The following is a 14203-nucleotide window of genomic DNA, read 5'->3' on the forward strand; positions in this document are numbered from 1 at the left end:
CACGCGGGTGCCTACATGGAGGATCGTCAACTCGAGTGGATCACCGACAGTGGCGTACTCGCGATACTCCGGGGTGTGACCGAGGATTCTGTCGTCGAAGTCGCTTCCGCGGTCGTCGACGGGGGCGTAACCGCACTGGAGATCACGGCGGACACGCCGAACGTGACGGGACTCGTCGACGCCGTTTCGGACCTCTTCGACGACGTGCTCGTCGGGGCCGGGAGCGTCCTCGACGGGGAAACCGCCCGCGCCGTCCAGTTGGCCGGTGCCGAGTTCGTGGTGACTCCGACGGTTGATCCCGGCGTCATCGAGACGTGTAATCGCTACGGAACGCCCGTCGTCGCGGGGGCGTTCACTCCGAGTGAAGCGTTACAGGCGTACGAAGCGGGTGCCGAATTCGTCAAGGTCTTCCCGGCGAAAACGGGCGGCCCCGAACACGTCGCCGCGATCGGCGGCCCCCTCCCACAGATCCCGCTGGTTCCCACCGGCGGTGTCGGCCCCTCGAACGCGGGGTCGTACGTCGAGGCCGGCGCAGCAGCTGTCGGCGTGGGAAGCGGAATCGTCTCCGATGAGGCCGTCGACAGGGGCGAGTACTCGAGGATCACGGAGAACGCGTGTCGGACCGTCGAGGCAGTCGCCGCTGCCCGGGAGTGACGGCGGAAGTTCCTACGGTGAGGCCGGATCGAGTCTCCGGTTCGATATCGGTCGGGACTCACTTCGGTCTGAGGCTGGCCGAGATCGATTCGGGACAGATAATAATCGATTATCTGTCTAATCCGACTTTAAATCAATTATCGTATGTTTTTAAGGATCCTTTGGTTCGATTTCGAGATCTCGACTGTTTTCCGAATATATCCGATAAGTAATTCCGCTTTATCGGCAGATAGCGACGTGTAATCTGCATTTCTCTCGCCAAGATTCGGTATAGTTCGCGTCATCGCCCTCGACTGGGGACTGGCAGGCACCCGATCGAGGAACTGGCCGATAATCGACTGAGTACAGCGCGACGAACCGTTCGATTACGAAAGGTAATAGATGGATTCTGTGAGCTCCCTGTTCGAACCCCATCGATCAGTATTCAATAAATATCATATATACAGATAATATTTGAATATGGTAGTATCGTGGACAGTAGTGGCTCTATTGTCGATACTCCTCGTGGACATCGAAACGTATCGAAAGTAGTCACTCCCAGTCCGTCTCAATCGTCGAGATACTCGGTTTCGACGCCCCGTTCGTTCGCGCGCTCGCGGGCGGCCTCGATAAACTCCTCGGGCAGTGACTCGATCTCGCCGGCCTGCACTCCCCACAGCTTCGCGTACAGCCCGTCGCGTTCGAGTAGCTCCTCGTGGGCACCCCGCTCGACGATCCGTCCACCCTCCAGAACGAGGATCCGGTCGGCGTCCTTGATCGTCGACAGTCGGTGTGCGATCGCGAACGTCGTGCGGTCTGCAGCGAGGCGGTTCAAGGACCGCTGGATCAGCATTTCCGTCTCCGTGTCGACCGCCGAAGTCGCTTCGTCGAGGATCAGGATCTCGGGATCCTGGAGAACAGTTCGGGCGATTGCGATCCGCTGTCGCTGACCCCCCGACAGCTTCACGCCCCGCTCGCCGACCCGGGTGTCGTAGCCGTCCGGTAGCGAGGAGATGAACTCGTGAGCCTCCGCCGCCTTCGCCGCCTCGGTCACCTGTTCGCGAAGTTCCTCCGGGTTCGGGATTTCCCGACTCCGGTCGATTCGGCGCTTCACGCCGCCGGCGTCAACGTCACTCTCTCCGTCGCCGGCGGAGACATCCACGAGCCGACGACGGAGCCCGCCCCCGGTCGCGTCCGGATCGGTGCCGATCTCGATCGCTCCTTCGTAGCGACCGTAGCGGATGTTCTCGGCGATCGTCCCGTCGAAAAGCGTCGTGTCCTGGGAGACGTAGCCGATCGCGTTCCGGAGGCTCTCGATTCGCACGTCGCGGATGTCGTATCCGTCGACGCGAATCGATCCCTCCGTCGGTTCGTACAGCCGGAGCAGGAGTTTCAAAAGAGTCGACTTGCCGGCACCTGTCGGCCCCACGAACGCCACCGTCTCGCCGGTTTCGGCCTCGAAGGAGACGTCCGAAAGCACGTACTCGCCGGCCTCGTCGGGGTCCTGGAGTGCGTTCTCGGTGTAGGCAAAGGAGACGTCCTCGTACGCGACGCGACCCTCCACGTCGAGGTCGACCGCCTCGGGGGCGTCGGTGATCCGGATCGGGACGTCCTGGAGGCCGAACACGCGTTCGGCGGACGCCTTCGCGTTCTCGTACTGATCGACGATGTTGGAGACTTCGGCAAGCGGGGCGACGAACTGCTGGGTCAGGAAGACGAACGTGACGAACGCGCCGACCGTAAGCGGGAGCGTGAACGGCCCTGGCGGGCCGGCGAACAGCCAGATCCCGCCGACGAGGAACGTCGCCGCGAACGCCACTCCAGCCAGCAGTTCCATTCCGGGCCGGTAGAGGTAGTTGAGCTTGAGGATCGAGATGGTCCGCCGGAAATACTCGAAGGAGGCCCGGCGGACGCGTTCGGTCTCGTACTCCTCGGTGTTGCTCGTCTTGACGAGTTCCACGCCCGACAGCGCGTTCTCGAGGACGGTGTTGAGATCGCCGACCGCGGCGCGCTGTTTCACATAGCGGGGTTCGATCGCCCGGATGAACCAGACGGTGAAAAGCACCATCAGCGGGATTGCGATCAGCGTGACGATCGCGAGCTGCCAGTTCAGATAAAAGAGGACGGCGGCGATCCCGAGCACCATCACCCCGAGTCGGGCGGAGTTTTGCAGGGCGTTGTCGAGGAACCGCTCGAGGTTGGTGGCGTCGTTGTTGAGGACGCTCATCACCTCGCCGGTCTGTTTGTCGTCGAAGAAGGTCATATCGAGCCGCTGCATCTTCGCAAACGAGTCCGTCCGGACGGTGTGCATCACCCGGTGGGCGAAGTAGTTTGCAGCGACGCCGTAGATCCAGGTGAACACCGCCGTGAGGAGGAAGCCGCCGACGATGAGCCCGACCGAGAGCCAGAACTGGCCGGCCTGCTCGGCCGGAAGCCACGCGTCGGGGACGATCGGGAGGGAAAACTCCCCCTCGCCGGTGAACACCGCGTCGATGGCCACCCCCAACACCAGCGGCGGCACCAGGCTCGCCAGACGGGCGATCACGTTTGCGGTCATCCCGACCGCGAGGTACGGCCACTCGGCGGTGCCGTACTCGCGGAACAGCCGCGTGATCGGCCGGTCGACCCGGTCCCGATACACCTCGAAGACGTTCCGTTCGTCCGCGTCCGTCGACACACCCGACACTGGCCCTCGGGGAGCAAGTATCCGACGGCTCCGGAGAAGTCGACCGCTGTTTGTCCGGGGGAGGTGGTTCGGTGGCCGGAGTGAGAGGCGCAAACACGCGTTTGATTGATCAGGATCTATTAGTCCGCTCGTCGGAGTGTGGAAGTATGAGCATCACATTCGCGGAGGTCGAGGTCCCGACAGGGCTCGTCGGAGCGGTCGTCGTCTTGTTCGTCGCGAGTCTCGTGTATGGACTACTGATCATGGGAAGCCTCATTATACCGCTCGCGGTCTGGGCCGGACTGCTGTGCGTCGGCATTTTCCTGTTGGTGGTCTATCTCCTGTATCGGATCGCCCTCGCCGTCGAGGAAATCGCTGAAACGCTTTGAGATCGGGGCTCGGACCATTCTGAGGCTGGGGCTCGAACGCTCGATAGGGGATCGGCGACGACAGCGTGAGCACAGTCTCGATCATCCACATCCGGAGTACGTCCGGATCCGTGACTGTGATAACGATGGATGAGACAGGATGTACGATTCAGTCGGTCAGACACCGAGTCGACTGTTCCCCGGGAACGTATTCACTCGGAGTACAGTCTCGCGAGTCAGCGATCTCCCGATCTGCCCGTCGAGTTATCCAAAAAGAATTAGTTATGTGAAACTATTACACGATATGGTCTCCCCGGATTCTGAGACGTCCCAGGAACTAACGCCCGACGAGGCGTTCGCAATTCTCGGGGACGGGACCCGAATCGAGATTCTCCGAACGCTCTGGAAGGCGTCCGAGACCCCCGTCCGGTTTGCTGTCCTCCGGAAGAAAGTCGGCCACAACGATCCCGGCAACTTCAACTATCACCTCTCGAAGCTCACTGGGAACTTCGTCCGGAAAACCGAGAGGGGGTACGACCTCCGGGAGGCGGGAAAACAGGTTATTCGGGCGGTTCTCGCGGGGAGCATCAACCGAAAACCGCGAATCGAGCCGGTCGAATGTGACTCAAGGTGTCCGTACTGTGGCGCGCCTGTGGAATTACAGTACGTAAACGAGCGCATCCTGGTTCGTTGTACGGAGTGTCCGGGTATCGGCGGCGAGGAGTATCCGGCGGGGACGTACATGCGGTTCGCGTTTCCGCCGGCAGGGATCCAGGACAGAACACCCGAGGAACTCCTCGAGGCCGCACACGCCTTTTACGACGCCAAGGCCACCCCGATGATGAGCGGGGTCTGTCCGGAGTGTGCCGGACGCGTCGACTCGAAGATCGACATCTGCCACGGGCACGATGCCGGCGACCGAGGCGTCTGTGATTCCTGCGGCTTTCGGAATCCCATCTGGGTCGACTACGTGTGTGAACGCTGCGAGTACACCCGCCGGTGCCTGATCTGGTTCGAGATCCTGAACGATCCTGGAGTGGTCGCCTTCTACTACGAGCACGGCTTGGAGGAGACGATCCCGTTCAGCAAACTGACCTGGCGAAACGCACCGTACATCAGCAACATAGAGTGTGAACTGCTCGAAGCCGACCCCCTGCGGATCCGAATCAGAATTCCGGTCGACACCGAAGAGCTTCGCGTCACAGTGAACGAGGCGGTCGAAGTCGTCGAACTGACCAGGTGTCCGATCGACGAGTGACGCCGTCGAACGCCTGTTGTGCATGGGTTGGCCATCGAATCACAACCAGCCCGGCAATACTGTCAGTTCGACTATAGTACTGTGTTGCTGCAAACTGTTTTGTCGACTGCTTCGTTTCCTCCGACAGGGATCTTTAATGGGGAAAATACTCGCTGCGGGAGCCCTCTCGCGGAAGTCGACGAAGCCGAGCAACGACCGACCTGTGGATCCGAACGCGAACGTTGCCGGGGACCTCTCTCCGGACGCCGTCCACCAGCTGTTGAGCAGCCGACGCCGCCGGGACGTCCTCGAGTACCTGAAACACGTCGAGGCGGAGACGACCATCGGTGACCTCGCGGCCCGGATTGCCGCCGGGGAACACGACCTGCCGATGGGGGAGGTGGCCTCGGAGCAACGAAAGCGCGTTTACATCTCGCTGTACCAGTCACATCTGCCGAAACTCGCCGCCGAAGGCGTCATCGACTACGACAGAGATCGCGGACGGGTCGAACTGGCCGGAGAAGCCGACGAACTCCTCGCGTATCTCGAGAGGAGCAGCCAGGTGCGTCACACGTGGAGCAGGTACTATCTGGCGCTCGCCTGCCTGTCGCTCGGGGTGGTCGGGCTGGCGTGGCTCGGGCTGTCGCCGTTTTCGGCGGTGCCGGGGATGGGATACGCCACACTGTTTGCGGGTGCGCTGCTGGGGCTGTCCGTGGTTCATCGCTACCGAGATCGTCGAATGTAACGAAGAGAGCGGTTCTACCGGCGCGATTCGAACGCGTTTTCCGCCCCTAACCTTTTAGCCAAAGCGGCAGGTTGGTAGCCTGTAAATGCACGTCACAGGGATACGCGTCTATCAGGTGGATCTCCCGATCGCCGAGGGAAGCTACGACTGGGCGGGCGGCAACTCCTACGAGGCGTTCGATTCGACGATCGTCCGTCTCGACACCGACGAGGGAGTCGTCGGCTGGGGCGAACTGTCGACGCTGGGCACCGCATATCTCCCCGCCTTTCCCCGTGGCGCACGGGCGGGAATCGAAGAACTCGCAGACACCGTTCTCGGTGCCGATCCCACGCAGCCGGCGGTTCTCGCCGAACGGATGGATCGACGGCTCCGCGGCCATCCGTACGTGAAGTCGGCGATCGACATGGCCTGCTGGGACATTGCCGGAAAAGTAGCTGGATCGCCCGTGGCCGAACTGCTGGGCGGACGGTTCGGGGACGGCGCTCCCCTCTATCGGGCGATCTCCCAGGGGACGCCCGACGAGATGGCTCGACGCGTCGCACACTATCGCGACGAGGGATACGGGAAGTTCCAGCTCAAGGTCGGCGAGGGGCCAGTGATCGACGCCGAACGCGTCCGGGCGGCCCGGGCAGAACTCGACGACGAGCACGTCCTGGATGCCGACTGCAACACGGGATTGACCCGCCACGAGGCGGTCCGGCTGGTCGAACTTGTCGACGACGTCGACGTGTACATCGAACAGCCGTGTCCTACCTACGAGGAGTGTCGGGCCGTCCGAAAACGGACTGATCACCCATTCGTGCTCGACGAGATCATCGACGGGGTCCAGCCCGTCATCAGGGGCCACCAGGACGACGCGATGGACCTGATCAACCTCAAGATCTCGAAGGTCGGCGGGCTGACGCGGGCCCGAACGGTCCGTGATCTCTGCAGCGAACTCGGCATCGCGATGATCGTCGAGGACACCTGGGGAAGCGAGATCGCCACGACCGCGATCGCCCATCTCGCAGTCAGCACCCCGCCGGACGTCTGTTTCGCCGCCACCGACTTCCACAACTACAACGACGTGACCACCGCCGACGGCGCCCCCACCGGGGACGACGGAACGCTCGTGGCGCCGACCGATCCCGGCCTCGGCGTCGAGCCCCGCGAGGACGTGCTCGGCGAGCCGGTCGCGACGTACACGTAGCGCCAGCCAGGTGGTGGGAGTCCGAGCCAGTCCGGTGTGAGGTTTTAAAGCCCGTTTCTTGCGGGGATTTATCAGTTCACCGAGTCACCTCGTATTATGGAAATACTCCACACCTGCCTCAACGTCGCCGACGCCGACCGGACGGCCGACTGGTACGTCGAACAGCTCGGGTTCGAGCGCTCCTGGGAGTTCACCACCGAGGACGGAGCCACCCGGAACGTGTACGTCGCCGACGAAGGGGGCGTCGAGTTCCAGCTGTCCGACACCGAGGGCGAAGAACCGGAGGAAAGCGGCGACCTGTACGACCACGTCGCAGTGAAGGTCGACGACGTCGACGCCGCCTTCGAGCGGATCGATCACCACGGCGCAATAAAAGAGCCGGGGGACCAGCCCGCCGCGGGCGCCCGCACCGCGTTCCTCGAGGATCCCGACGGCCACGTCGTCGAACTGATCGAACCGCTCTGATGCGAACAATCTCGGTCACTACTCGAAAAACGCATTCTTCCAGTTACAGTTCTGTGGAACGACGACGCGTTGGCTTTCCGAATATGTGACAACTACCCATTACTGTCTGTTTATATATTGTAGTTCATACTGAACTTGCGAAAGTCCAATTTCAAACGTTCTACCTGCCGTTCAATGGGAATAGCAGTCGTACTTTAAGTGATGTGATAGTCGACATATTGGTGTAATATGGCTTCAGACGAACTGATACACGCGTTGGCGGATCTCGAGGAGGAACGGGCAATACAGATAGCCGAGGAGCGTCTCGACTCCGGCGAGGATCCGATGGCTGTTCTCGACGATCTGAAGGCGGGAATGGCGATCGTCGGCGACCGGTACGAGGCGGAAGACTACTTCATTCCCGACCTCATGTACGCGGGCGACATCATCGAACAGATCTCACAGCTCATCCAAGAGGAGCTCCCCGAACAGGAGGAGGACACGCTCGGAACCGTCGTGCTGGGAACGGTGAAGGACGACATCCACGACATCGGGAAGGACCTCGTGTACTTCATGTTCGATCTGAACGGGTTCAAAGTACACGACCTGGGGATCGACGTCCCCGTGCAGGACTTCGTCGACGCCGTCGAGGAGCACGATCCCGACATTGTGGCGCTGAGCGGCTTTTTGACGGCGGCGTTCGACTCGATGCAAGAGACGGTCGACGCGCTCGAAGAGGCGGGACTCATCGAGGAGTTCGACGACGACGGGCTACGCAAGGGGACGAAAGTGATGATCGGCGGCGGGCAGATCACCGACGACGTCCGCATGTACGTTCGGGCCGACGGTTACGAAACCGACGCACCCGGCGGAGTCAAGTTGGCGAAACAGTGGCTGGAGGGGGCGGAGGTGGCGTGATGTCGCTGCCCCAGCCGACTCTCGACTCGTGGATCGCCGGGGAAGGAGTCGAATTCACGGACGAAGACGCGCGAGAGCAGTACCGCAAACGGGCGCAACGATACGCCGACGCGGTCCGGATGGACGGTCCGGATCGGGTTCCAGTCTCCGTGTTGAGCACGTTTTACCCGGCGTTTCATCACGGGATCACGCCGGAAACGGCGATGAACGACGGGGAACAGCTCAGTGCGGCGCTCCTTCATTTCGCGGAGGACCTGGATCTCGACGTCTTCCCGTGGTCGACGACCCTCATTCCGTCGGCGGAGTCCCTCGAGGCAGTCGACTACCGGGTGTTCGACTGGCCGGGGGACGGCTCCTCGCCGGACACCGTCTATCAGGCCAAGGAGCCCGACTACATGAGCGCGGAGGATTACGACGCGTTCATCCGGGATCCGACGGACTTCCTCCTTCGGAACTACGTACCGGCAGCGTTCGGGGAGCTGGGTGGGCTAGCGCAGTTACCCCAGTTGATCTCGCTCAGCGTCGGGATCGCAAGCGTCCACCCGTTCGTTCTCCCGTTCGGCCTCCCGGAGGTGCAGGAGGCGTTCGATGCGCTCGAGCAGGCGGGAGAGGCGGCCCTCGAGTGGCAAGGCGTCGTCGGAGCGACCGTCGAGGAGATCGTCGCGTCCGGTCACCCTCAAAACGTTGGCGGGATCACTCTCGCACCGTATGATATGCTCGGGGACACCATCAGGGGCACCAGAGGGGTGATGATGGATCTGAAGCGCCGCCCCGACACTCTCCTCGAAGCGATCGAGCGGATTACCCCGTGGGCGATCGAACTCGGGATCACGACCGCACGGGTGAACAACAACCCACACGTGTTCATTCCATTGCACAAAGGGGCGGACAGCTTCATGTCCCCTGCGGAGTTCGAGGAGTTCTACTGGCCGCAGCTCCGGACAGTGATCGAAGCCCTCCACGAAGAGGGTCTGATTCCCTGGCTGTTCGCGGAGGGGAGCTACGAGAGCAGACTCGAAATCATTGCCGAGTATTCCGACGGGCCGATGGTCTGGCACTTCCAGAACACGGACATGGGCCGGGCGGCGGAGGTGCTGGGGGACAGAACGTGTATCGCCGGAAACGTTCCAACGTCGCTACTTTACACTGCGGAACCGGAGAAGGTCCGCGACTACTCGAAAGAGCTCGTGGAGACCGTCGGGGAGAACGGCTTCGTTCTGGCGCCGGGAGTCGGACTCGACGAAGCCAAACCGGAGAACGTCCGGGCGATGGTAAATTCCGTCCGGTAGGACGACGTCTCCTCTCTCCACCGTACCGATTCTGCCCCCACCGTACCGATTCTGCCCCCACCGTACCGATTCTCCCTCCACCGTGCCGGCCGAGCTGGAACTGTTTACTCAACTACCTCGACGTCGAACAGACTCCGCCACCGGTAGCGCCGACCTCCCCAGACGAACGTGCGGCGCAGCAGGCCGTACGCCAGAAACGGTACCGACACCATCACCGACGGATACGCCAAAAGGAACGTCCAGCGTCGAACACCGAACGCGGCGTACAGGACTGCAAACAGTCCGGTCAACAGGGCCAACGTCGGCAGGGGAAACAGTACCCCTGCGACCGTTGTCCCCAGCGCCAGGACGCCGTTGATCGCGAATCCGGCAGGCGCGTGTCGACGGACGATCTGGACGAACCGAACGTGTCGTTCGAGCGTTTCCCGAACCGTACCGCCCACCTCGACGCGTCGCACACGCTTTACCGGCGTGATGTCCAGGCGGTCGGTCAACAGGCCGTCGTCGCTCACCGTACTCCTGAGGTCGCGTACGAACATCCCTTCGTCCGGGAGATCATTGCGCTCGAAGACGACGGCGCCGGCCCACGCGACGTCGCCGAAGTAGACGCCGGCCGTACCGCCAAGAGCGTACTGTGGTTCGAAAAGCGTCGACAGCGGATCCCGACCGACGAACGACGGCACCTCGGTGGTCGGCCCCTGTCGGTCGTACGCCGACAGCAGCCTCTCGAGCCAGTCGTCCGGGTGGTGGAAGTCGTCGTCGGTCCAGACAATCCGGTCGTGTTCGGCGGCCTCCATCCCGGCGGCGATGGCGTTCGCCTTCCCGGAACAACCCACCGGCTCACCGGCGATCACGAGCCGGACCGCGCCCGTGTCCTCCGAGACGTCTCTGACGACCGGATCCGACGCCGTATCGCAGATCACGAGGAGCTCGTCCGACGGGCCGAGCTGGTCGGCGACTTCCTCGATCGCGGACGTCCAGACAGTCGTCGGGAGGAGAACGCTCGCTGGAGGGTCTCGGGACATGGGAACGTTTCGGGAAACCAGACTTATAAATCAATCCGTCGGGTGTTCGCCGGGATCGGGGGATCAGACGTCGAACACGACGTACGCGTACCACTCGCCGTCACGTTCCTCGAGAGTCATCTCGGAGTACGTGACTGCCTTGACGTCGCGTGCGGTCACCTCCGAGAGGGGCACGCCGCGGGCGCTCGCGACGGCAACCCACTCGTCGTCCTCCCCGTTCGCTGTCGATTCGTCGACGGAGACGGCACAGTCGTGGTCGACGGGGAGCACGCCCCGAACGTCCCGTTCGTAGATGAGTCGATCCAGATAGTCGAACAGCAGCGCTTCCCGACTCTCGGCGCGCTCTTCGACGGAGAACCGTTCGCCGCCGGAGGGATACGTTTCACACATCGCCTCAGTGAGTCCCTCCGCAACGGCTGCAAACGCCTCCCCCAGCGTGGCGCCGGTCGCCTCGACGGCGACGTCGGCCGTGTGGTCCCGCAGCGTGTACTCCATACGGGGTATTTTGCTGGGGGAGGTAGTATTCGCTTCGGCCCAGTGGAGTTAACTGCTATCGCACAGTAACAGCGAGTAGTGAGCGTCAGGGTGGAGAAACGGATCGACGAACCCGGGGACAGCGAACACCTCGAGCTCGCCTGGGAGCTCAAAGAGCGGATCCGCCGGGAGGAGAACGTCCTGAAACAGCGGAAGGGCTTTTTCAGGAACGCCTACCGCCGGGCAACCTCTCACCTCTACTTCGAGGACGACGAACTTGCGGGGTTCGCCTCCGTCCGACGTGACGGCTACATCCTGTTTCTCGCGGTCACCCCCGAATTCCGTGGACAAGGATACGGCGAACGTCTCGTCGCGGACGTCGCCGCGAACCACCGGACAGTGACTTGCCACGCCCGAACCACGAACGAGAACGCCCTCGAATTCTACCGTCATCTCGGTTTCGACGTCGACCGACACATCCGCAACTACTACGAGGACGGCGGCGACGCCTACTACCTCAAGCTCGGGGACGGCGGGCTCACGGAGAAGCTGTCGAACCTCATCCGGCGGTGACGCCGGTGGCGGCCGATCCCGGAATAGCTGTCAGCAGCCACAATCAGCCTGCGGTGTTCTCTTCCCGGAGCTCCGCGTACAGTTGTTCTGCTGCCCGGCGGACCGCTTCGTCGCTCGACAGTTCCGGTTCGTACCCCAGCGACGAGAGCCGTTCGACGTCCAGGCGCATCCGCGGGACGTCACCCTCCCAGCCGCGGTCGCCGCCGGTGTACTCGTAGCCGGGATCGACGCCCATCACGGCACAGACGACGTCGGCGATTCGGGTGACAGAGGTGGTCGTTTCCGTCCCGAGATTGTACACGTTGTACTGGTCGTCGGCGTGTTCGACGACGTGGCGGATCGCGTCCACGCAGTCGGTGACGTGCATGTACGACTTCTCCTGACGGCCGTCGCCCAGAATCTCGAGCGTGTCTGGATCAGCAAGCAGTTTTTCGATGAAGTCCGGCACCACGGTTCCCCGCTGGTGGGGACCGACGATGTTCGCGAACCGGAACACCCACGACTGGATCCCGTAGGTGTGAGCGTACGTCGAGGTAAGCGCCTCGTCGGCGAGTTTGGCGGAGCCGTAGACGCTGATCGGCTCGAGGGGAGCGTGATCTTCGGGCGTCGGACGGGGTGCCTCCCCGTACACCGTCGAGGAGGAGGTGAATGCGAAGGCGTCGACGCCGACCTCGTCCATCCGTTCGAGCACGTTGTACGTCATCTGGGTGTTCTCCTCGAACAGCAGTCGACCGTCCGTGAAGTTCGTGTCCGTGTACGCCGCCAGGTGGAAGACGACGTCGAGATCCGGCGTCACGACGTCGGCGACGTCGCCACTGTCGCACATGTCGGCTTCGACGAACTCGACCCCGTCGGGGAGCCGGTCGGGATCGCCCTTCGAGCAGTCGTCTGCGACGCGGACGTGATCGGCGTCCTCCAGAAGCGCCGCCGCGAGGTGCGATCCAACCAGTCCCGCGCCGCCGGTCACCAGCACGCGGGCGTCGGTGAGATCCATGTCCGGGCGATCCGTGGCGGGGGACAAGTGCGTTCCGGTCGACGATCCGGTCGGCCCGTGCCGAAAGCTATACCGGGGTTCCCCACGGCCTCCGCGTATGGATCGCGTAGCGATAATCGGCGCGTCGATGACGCGGTTCGGCGACCGCGAGGCGTGGATCAGGGAACTACTCGCGGAGGCGGGCGCAGCGTGTCTCGAGAACGCCGGCGTCACCCCCGACGAGATAGCGCACCTGTACGTCTCGAACATGGCAAGCGGCGAGTTCGAGGGACAGACCGGCGTAGTGAACGCGCTCGCACACGACCTCTCTGCGCTGCCGGCGTACACCCAGCGGATCGACCAGACCTCCTCCTCGGGCGGTGCCGGCGTGTACGCGGCCTGGCAGTCGGTGGCGTCTGGCGCCTCCGAGATGACGCTTCTCGTGGGCGGGGAGAAGATGACCCACCGGTCGACCGCGGAGGCGACCGACGTGATCGCGTCGCTTACCCACCCGGTCGAGTACAAACACGGCGTCACGCTCCCGTCGTTTGCGGGCCTTACCGCCCGGCTGTACCTCCACGAGTACGACGCTCCGCGGGAGAGCCTCGGGAAGGTGGCGGTCAAGAACCACCGCAACGGGATCGACAATCCCCACGCTCAGTTCCGCAAGGAGGTCGACCTCGAGACGGTGCTTGAATCACCGATCGTCGCCGACCCCCTCCGGCTGTACGACTTCTGTCCGATCACTGATGGCTCCGCTGCACTCCTGTTTTGTCCCGAGTCCCTCGCGCGGGAGCGTGGATTCGATCACGTCGTTGTCTCTGGAATCGGCGGCGCGACCGACACCCACGTCGTTCACGAGCGGGACGATCCGACGACGATGCGGGGTGTCGTGGAGTCCTCGGAGATCGCCTACCGGATGGCGGACCGGGGTCCCGAGGACATCGACGTGGCCGAACTCCACGACATGTTCACGATCCTCGAGTTCCTGCAAAGCGAGGATCTCGGGTTCTTCGAGAAGGGGGCCGGCTGGAAGGCCGTCGAGGAAGGCGTCACCGACCGGGACGGGGAGTTGCCGATCAACACCTCCGGCGGCCTCAAGTCCAAGGGTCACCCTCTCGGGGCGTCCGGCGTCGCCCAGGTGTACGAGATCTACCAGCAACTGCTCGGCGAGGCCGGCCCCAGACAGGTCGACGCCGAGGTCGGACTCGCATGCAACGTCGGCGGGTTCGGAAACTGCGTGACCACGACGATCATGGAGGCCGGCGATGTCTGAGCGCGACACAGAGTCCGAAGTTCGGCCGGAACTGAGTGCGGTCAGATACGACGACGGCACGATCACGTATCCTGGACATCCTGTCGGTCGCAACGGCGGCGAACCCGTCGAGGAAATCGACCTCGGCGATCGCACTGCGACGGTCGTGACCTGGACGACCTCGACGGCGACGCCGCCGGGCGTCCGCGAGCCGAACCATCTCGCGATCGTCGAGTTCGACCTCGAGGGCGAGTCAGTTCGGGCGATCGGCCAGCTCACGACTGGCGACGTCGAAATCGGCGACCGGGTCGAGCCGGTCTACTGCACCCAGCTTCGCGACCCCGAGGCCGGGATCCGGGAAGCCGACAGCCAGGAGTGGGACGGATTCATGTTCGAACCAGTAGCCGACGGATGA

General features: G+C 63.0%; 15 protein-coding genes. 11 read left to right on the forward strand and 4 right to left on the reverse strand.

Translation table 11 applies throughout. The features are described from left to right. Positions 1 to 15 precede the first annotated feature (15 nt). Positions 16 to 654, forward strand: coding sequence for a bifunctional 4-hydroxy-2-oxoglutarate aldolase/2-dehydro-3-deoxy-phosphogluconate aldolase (locus RH858_RS11810; RefSeq protein ID WP_310561941.1), 639 nt, complete (start codon positions 16 to 18; stop codon positions 652 to 654). 547 nt (positions 655 to 1201) lie between these two features. Here the strand turns inward: RH858_RS11810 and RH858_RS11815 are convergent. Continuing rightward, positions 1202 to 3310 carry an ABC transporter ATP-binding protein gene (locus RH858_RS11815; RefSeq protein ID WP_259533064.1) on the reverse strand — a complete coding sequence of 703 codons (2109 nt, stop codon included), beginning with the start codon at positions 3308 to 3310 and terminating at the stop codon, positions 1202 to 1204. A gap of 155 nt (positions 3311 to 3465) precedes the next feature. Between RH858_RS11815 and RH858_RS11820 the strand changes: the two genes are divergently transcribed. The 7 genes from RH858_RS11820 to RH858_RS11850 all read left to right on the forward strand — a co-directional run bounded on the left by RH858_RS11820 (position 3466) and on the right by RH858_RS11850 (position 9488). Further along, on the forward strand, positions 3466 to 3687 hold the full coding sequence (locus RH858_RS11820) for a hypothetical protein (RefSeq protein ID WP_310561942.1): 222 nt from the start codon (positions 3466 to 3468) through the stop codon (positions 3685 to 3687). Positions 3688 to 3970: 283 nt separating this feature from the next. Continuing rightward, positions 3971 to 4924 carry a helix-turn-helix transcriptional regulator gene (locus RH858_RS11825; RefSeq protein WP_259533062.1) on the forward strand — a complete coding sequence of 318 codons (954 nt, stop codon included), beginning with the start codon at positions 3971 to 3973 and terminating at the stop codon, positions 4922 to 4924. 136 nt (positions 4925 to 5060) lie between these two features. Next, complete coding sequence (locus RH858_RS11830) at positions 5061 to 5648, forward strand: hypothetical protein (protein WP_310561943.1); 588 nt, start codon at positions 5061 to 5063, stop codon at positions 5646 to 5648. 85 nt (positions 5649 to 5733) lie between these two features. Continuing rightward, positions 5734 to 6837 carry a cis-3-hydroxy-L-proline dehydratase gene (locus RH858_RS11835; RefSeq protein ID WP_310561944.1) on the forward strand — a complete coding sequence of 368 codons (1104 nt, stop codon included), beginning with the start codon at positions 5734 to 5736 and terminating at the stop codon, positions 6835 to 6837. Positions 6838 to 6933: 96 nt separating this feature from the next. Next, positions 6934 to 7302: a VOC family protein gene (locus RH858_RS11840; protein ID WP_310561945.1), complete on the forward strand. Its 369-nt coding sequence runs from the start codon at positions 6934 to 6936 to the stop codon at positions 7300 to 7302. 228 nt (positions 7303 to 7530) lie between these two features. Then, positions 7531 to 8199 (forward strand): cobalamin-dependent protein, encoded by a 669-nt coding sequence (locus tag RH858_RS11845; protein WP_310561946.1) that lies wholly within the window; start codon positions 7531 to 7533, stop codon positions 8197 to 8199. Further along, positions 8199 to 9488, forward strand: coding sequence for a uroporphyrinogen decarboxylase family protein (locus RH858_RS11850; RefSeq protein WP_310561947.1), 1290 nt, complete (start codon positions 8199 to 8201; stop codon positions 9486 to 9488). Before RH858_RS11845 ends, RH858_RS11850 begins: the two co-directional genes overlap by 1 nt. 104 nt (positions 9489 to 9592) lie before the next feature. Here RH858_RS11850 and RH858_RS11855 read toward each other — a convergent pair whose 3' ends face one another. Further along, positions 9593 to 10513: a glycosyltransferase family 2 protein gene (locus tag RH858_RS11855; protein WP_310561948.1), complete on the reverse strand. Its 921-nt coding sequence runs from the start codon at positions 10511 to 10513 to the stop codon at positions 9593 to 9595. Positions 10514 to 10576: 63 nt separating this feature from the next. Next, on the reverse strand, positions 10577 to 11008 hold the full coding sequence (locus RH858_RS11860; protein WP_259533054.1) for an archease: 432 nt from the start codon (positions 11006 to 11008) through the stop codon (positions 10577 to 10579). A gap of 78 nt (positions 11009 to 11086) precedes the next feature. Here RH858_RS11860 and RH858_RS11865 point away from each other — a divergent pair, with 78 nt between their 5' ends. Continuing rightward, the gene (locus RH858_RS11865; RefSeq protein WP_259533053.1) at positions 11087 to 11560 is read left to right on the forward strand and encodes an N-acetyltransferase; all 474 of its coding nucleotides are present in this window, start codon (positions 11087 to 11089) and stop codon (positions 11558 to 11560) included. A gap of 43 nt (positions 11561 to 11603) precedes the next feature. Here RH858_RS11865 and RH858_RS11870 read toward each other — a convergent pair whose 3' ends face one another. After that, entirely contained in the window at positions 11604 to 12554 is a 951-nt protein-coding gene (locus tag RH858_RS11870) for an NAD-dependent epimerase/dehydratase family protein (protein WP_259533052.1), read from the reverse strand. 97 nt (positions 12555 to 12651) lie between these two features. On the opposite strand from RH858_RS11870, the gene RH858_RS11875 reads away from it, so the two are divergent. Both RH858_RS11875 and RH858_RS11880 read left to right on the forward strand, forming a co-directional pair. Further along, positions 12652 to 13809, forward strand: coding sequence for a thiolase family protein (locus RH858_RS11875; protein WP_259533051.1), 1158 nt, complete (start codon positions 12652 to 12654; stop codon positions 13807 to 13809). Then, positions 13802 to 14203: an OB-fold domain-containing protein gene (locus tag RH858_RS11880; RefSeq protein WP_259533050.1), complete on the forward strand. Its 402-nt coding sequence runs from the start codon at positions 13802 to 13804 to the stop codon at positions 14201 to 14203. Before RH858_RS11875 ends, RH858_RS11880 begins: the two co-directional genes overlap by 8 nt.

This window comes from Halalkaliarchaeum sp. AArc-GB (genome assembly GCF_031432225.1).
Lineage (GTDB): Archaea > Halobacteriota > Halobacteria > Halobacteriales > Haloferacaceae > Halalkaliarchaeum.

Coding starts and splice junctions, on each gene's coding strand:
- RH858_RS11810 (WP_310561941.1), top strand. CDS start 16: ATGGAGGATCGTCAACTCGAGTGGATCACCGACAGTGGCGTACTCGCG.
- RH858_RS11820 (WP_310561942.1), top strand. CDS start 3,466: ATGAGCATCACATTCGCGGAGGTCGAGGTCCCGACAGGGCTCGTCGGA.
- RH858_RS11825 (WP_259533062.1), top strand. CDS start 3,971: ATGGTCTCCCCGGATTCTGAGACGTCCCAGGAACTAACGCCCGACGAG.
- RH858_RS11830 (WP_310561943.1), top strand. CDS start 5,061: ATGGGGAAAATACTCGCTGCGGGAGCCCTCTCGCGGAAGTCGACGAAG.
- RH858_RS11835 (WP_310561944.1), top strand. CDS start 5,734: ATGCACGTCACAGGGATACGCGTCTATCAGGTGGATCTCCCGATCGCC.
- RH858_RS11840 (WP_310561945.1), top strand. CDS start 6,934: ATGGAAATACTCCACACCTGCCTCAACGTCGCCGACGCCGACCGGACG.
- RH858_RS11845 (WP_310561946.1), top strand. CDS start 7,531: ATGGCTTCAGACGAACTGATACACGCGTTGGCGGATCTCGAGGAGGAA.
- RH858_RS11850 (WP_310561947.1), top strand. CDS start 8,199: ATGTCGCTGCCCCAGCCGACTCTCGACTCGTGGATCGCCGGGGAAGGA.
- RH858_RS11855 (WP_310561948.1), bottom strand. CDS start 10,513: ATGTCCCGAGACCCTCCAGCGAGCGTTCTCCTCCCGACGACTGTCTGG.
- RH858_RS11860 (WP_259533054.1), bottom strand. CDS start 11,008: ATGGAGTACACGCTGCGGGACCACACGGCCGACGTCGCCGTCGAGGCG.
- RH858_RS11870 (WP_259533052.1), bottom strand. CDS start 12,554: ATGGATCTCACCGACGCCCGCGTGCTGGTGACCGGCGGCGCGGGACTG.
- RH858_RS11875 (WP_259533051.1), top strand. CDS start 12,652: ATGGATCGCGTAGCGATAATCGGCGCGTCGATGACGCGGTTCGGCGAC.
- RH858_RS11880 (WP_259533050.1), top strand. CDS start 13,802: ATGTCTGAGCGCGACACAGAGTCCGAAGTTCGGCCGGAACTGAGTGCG.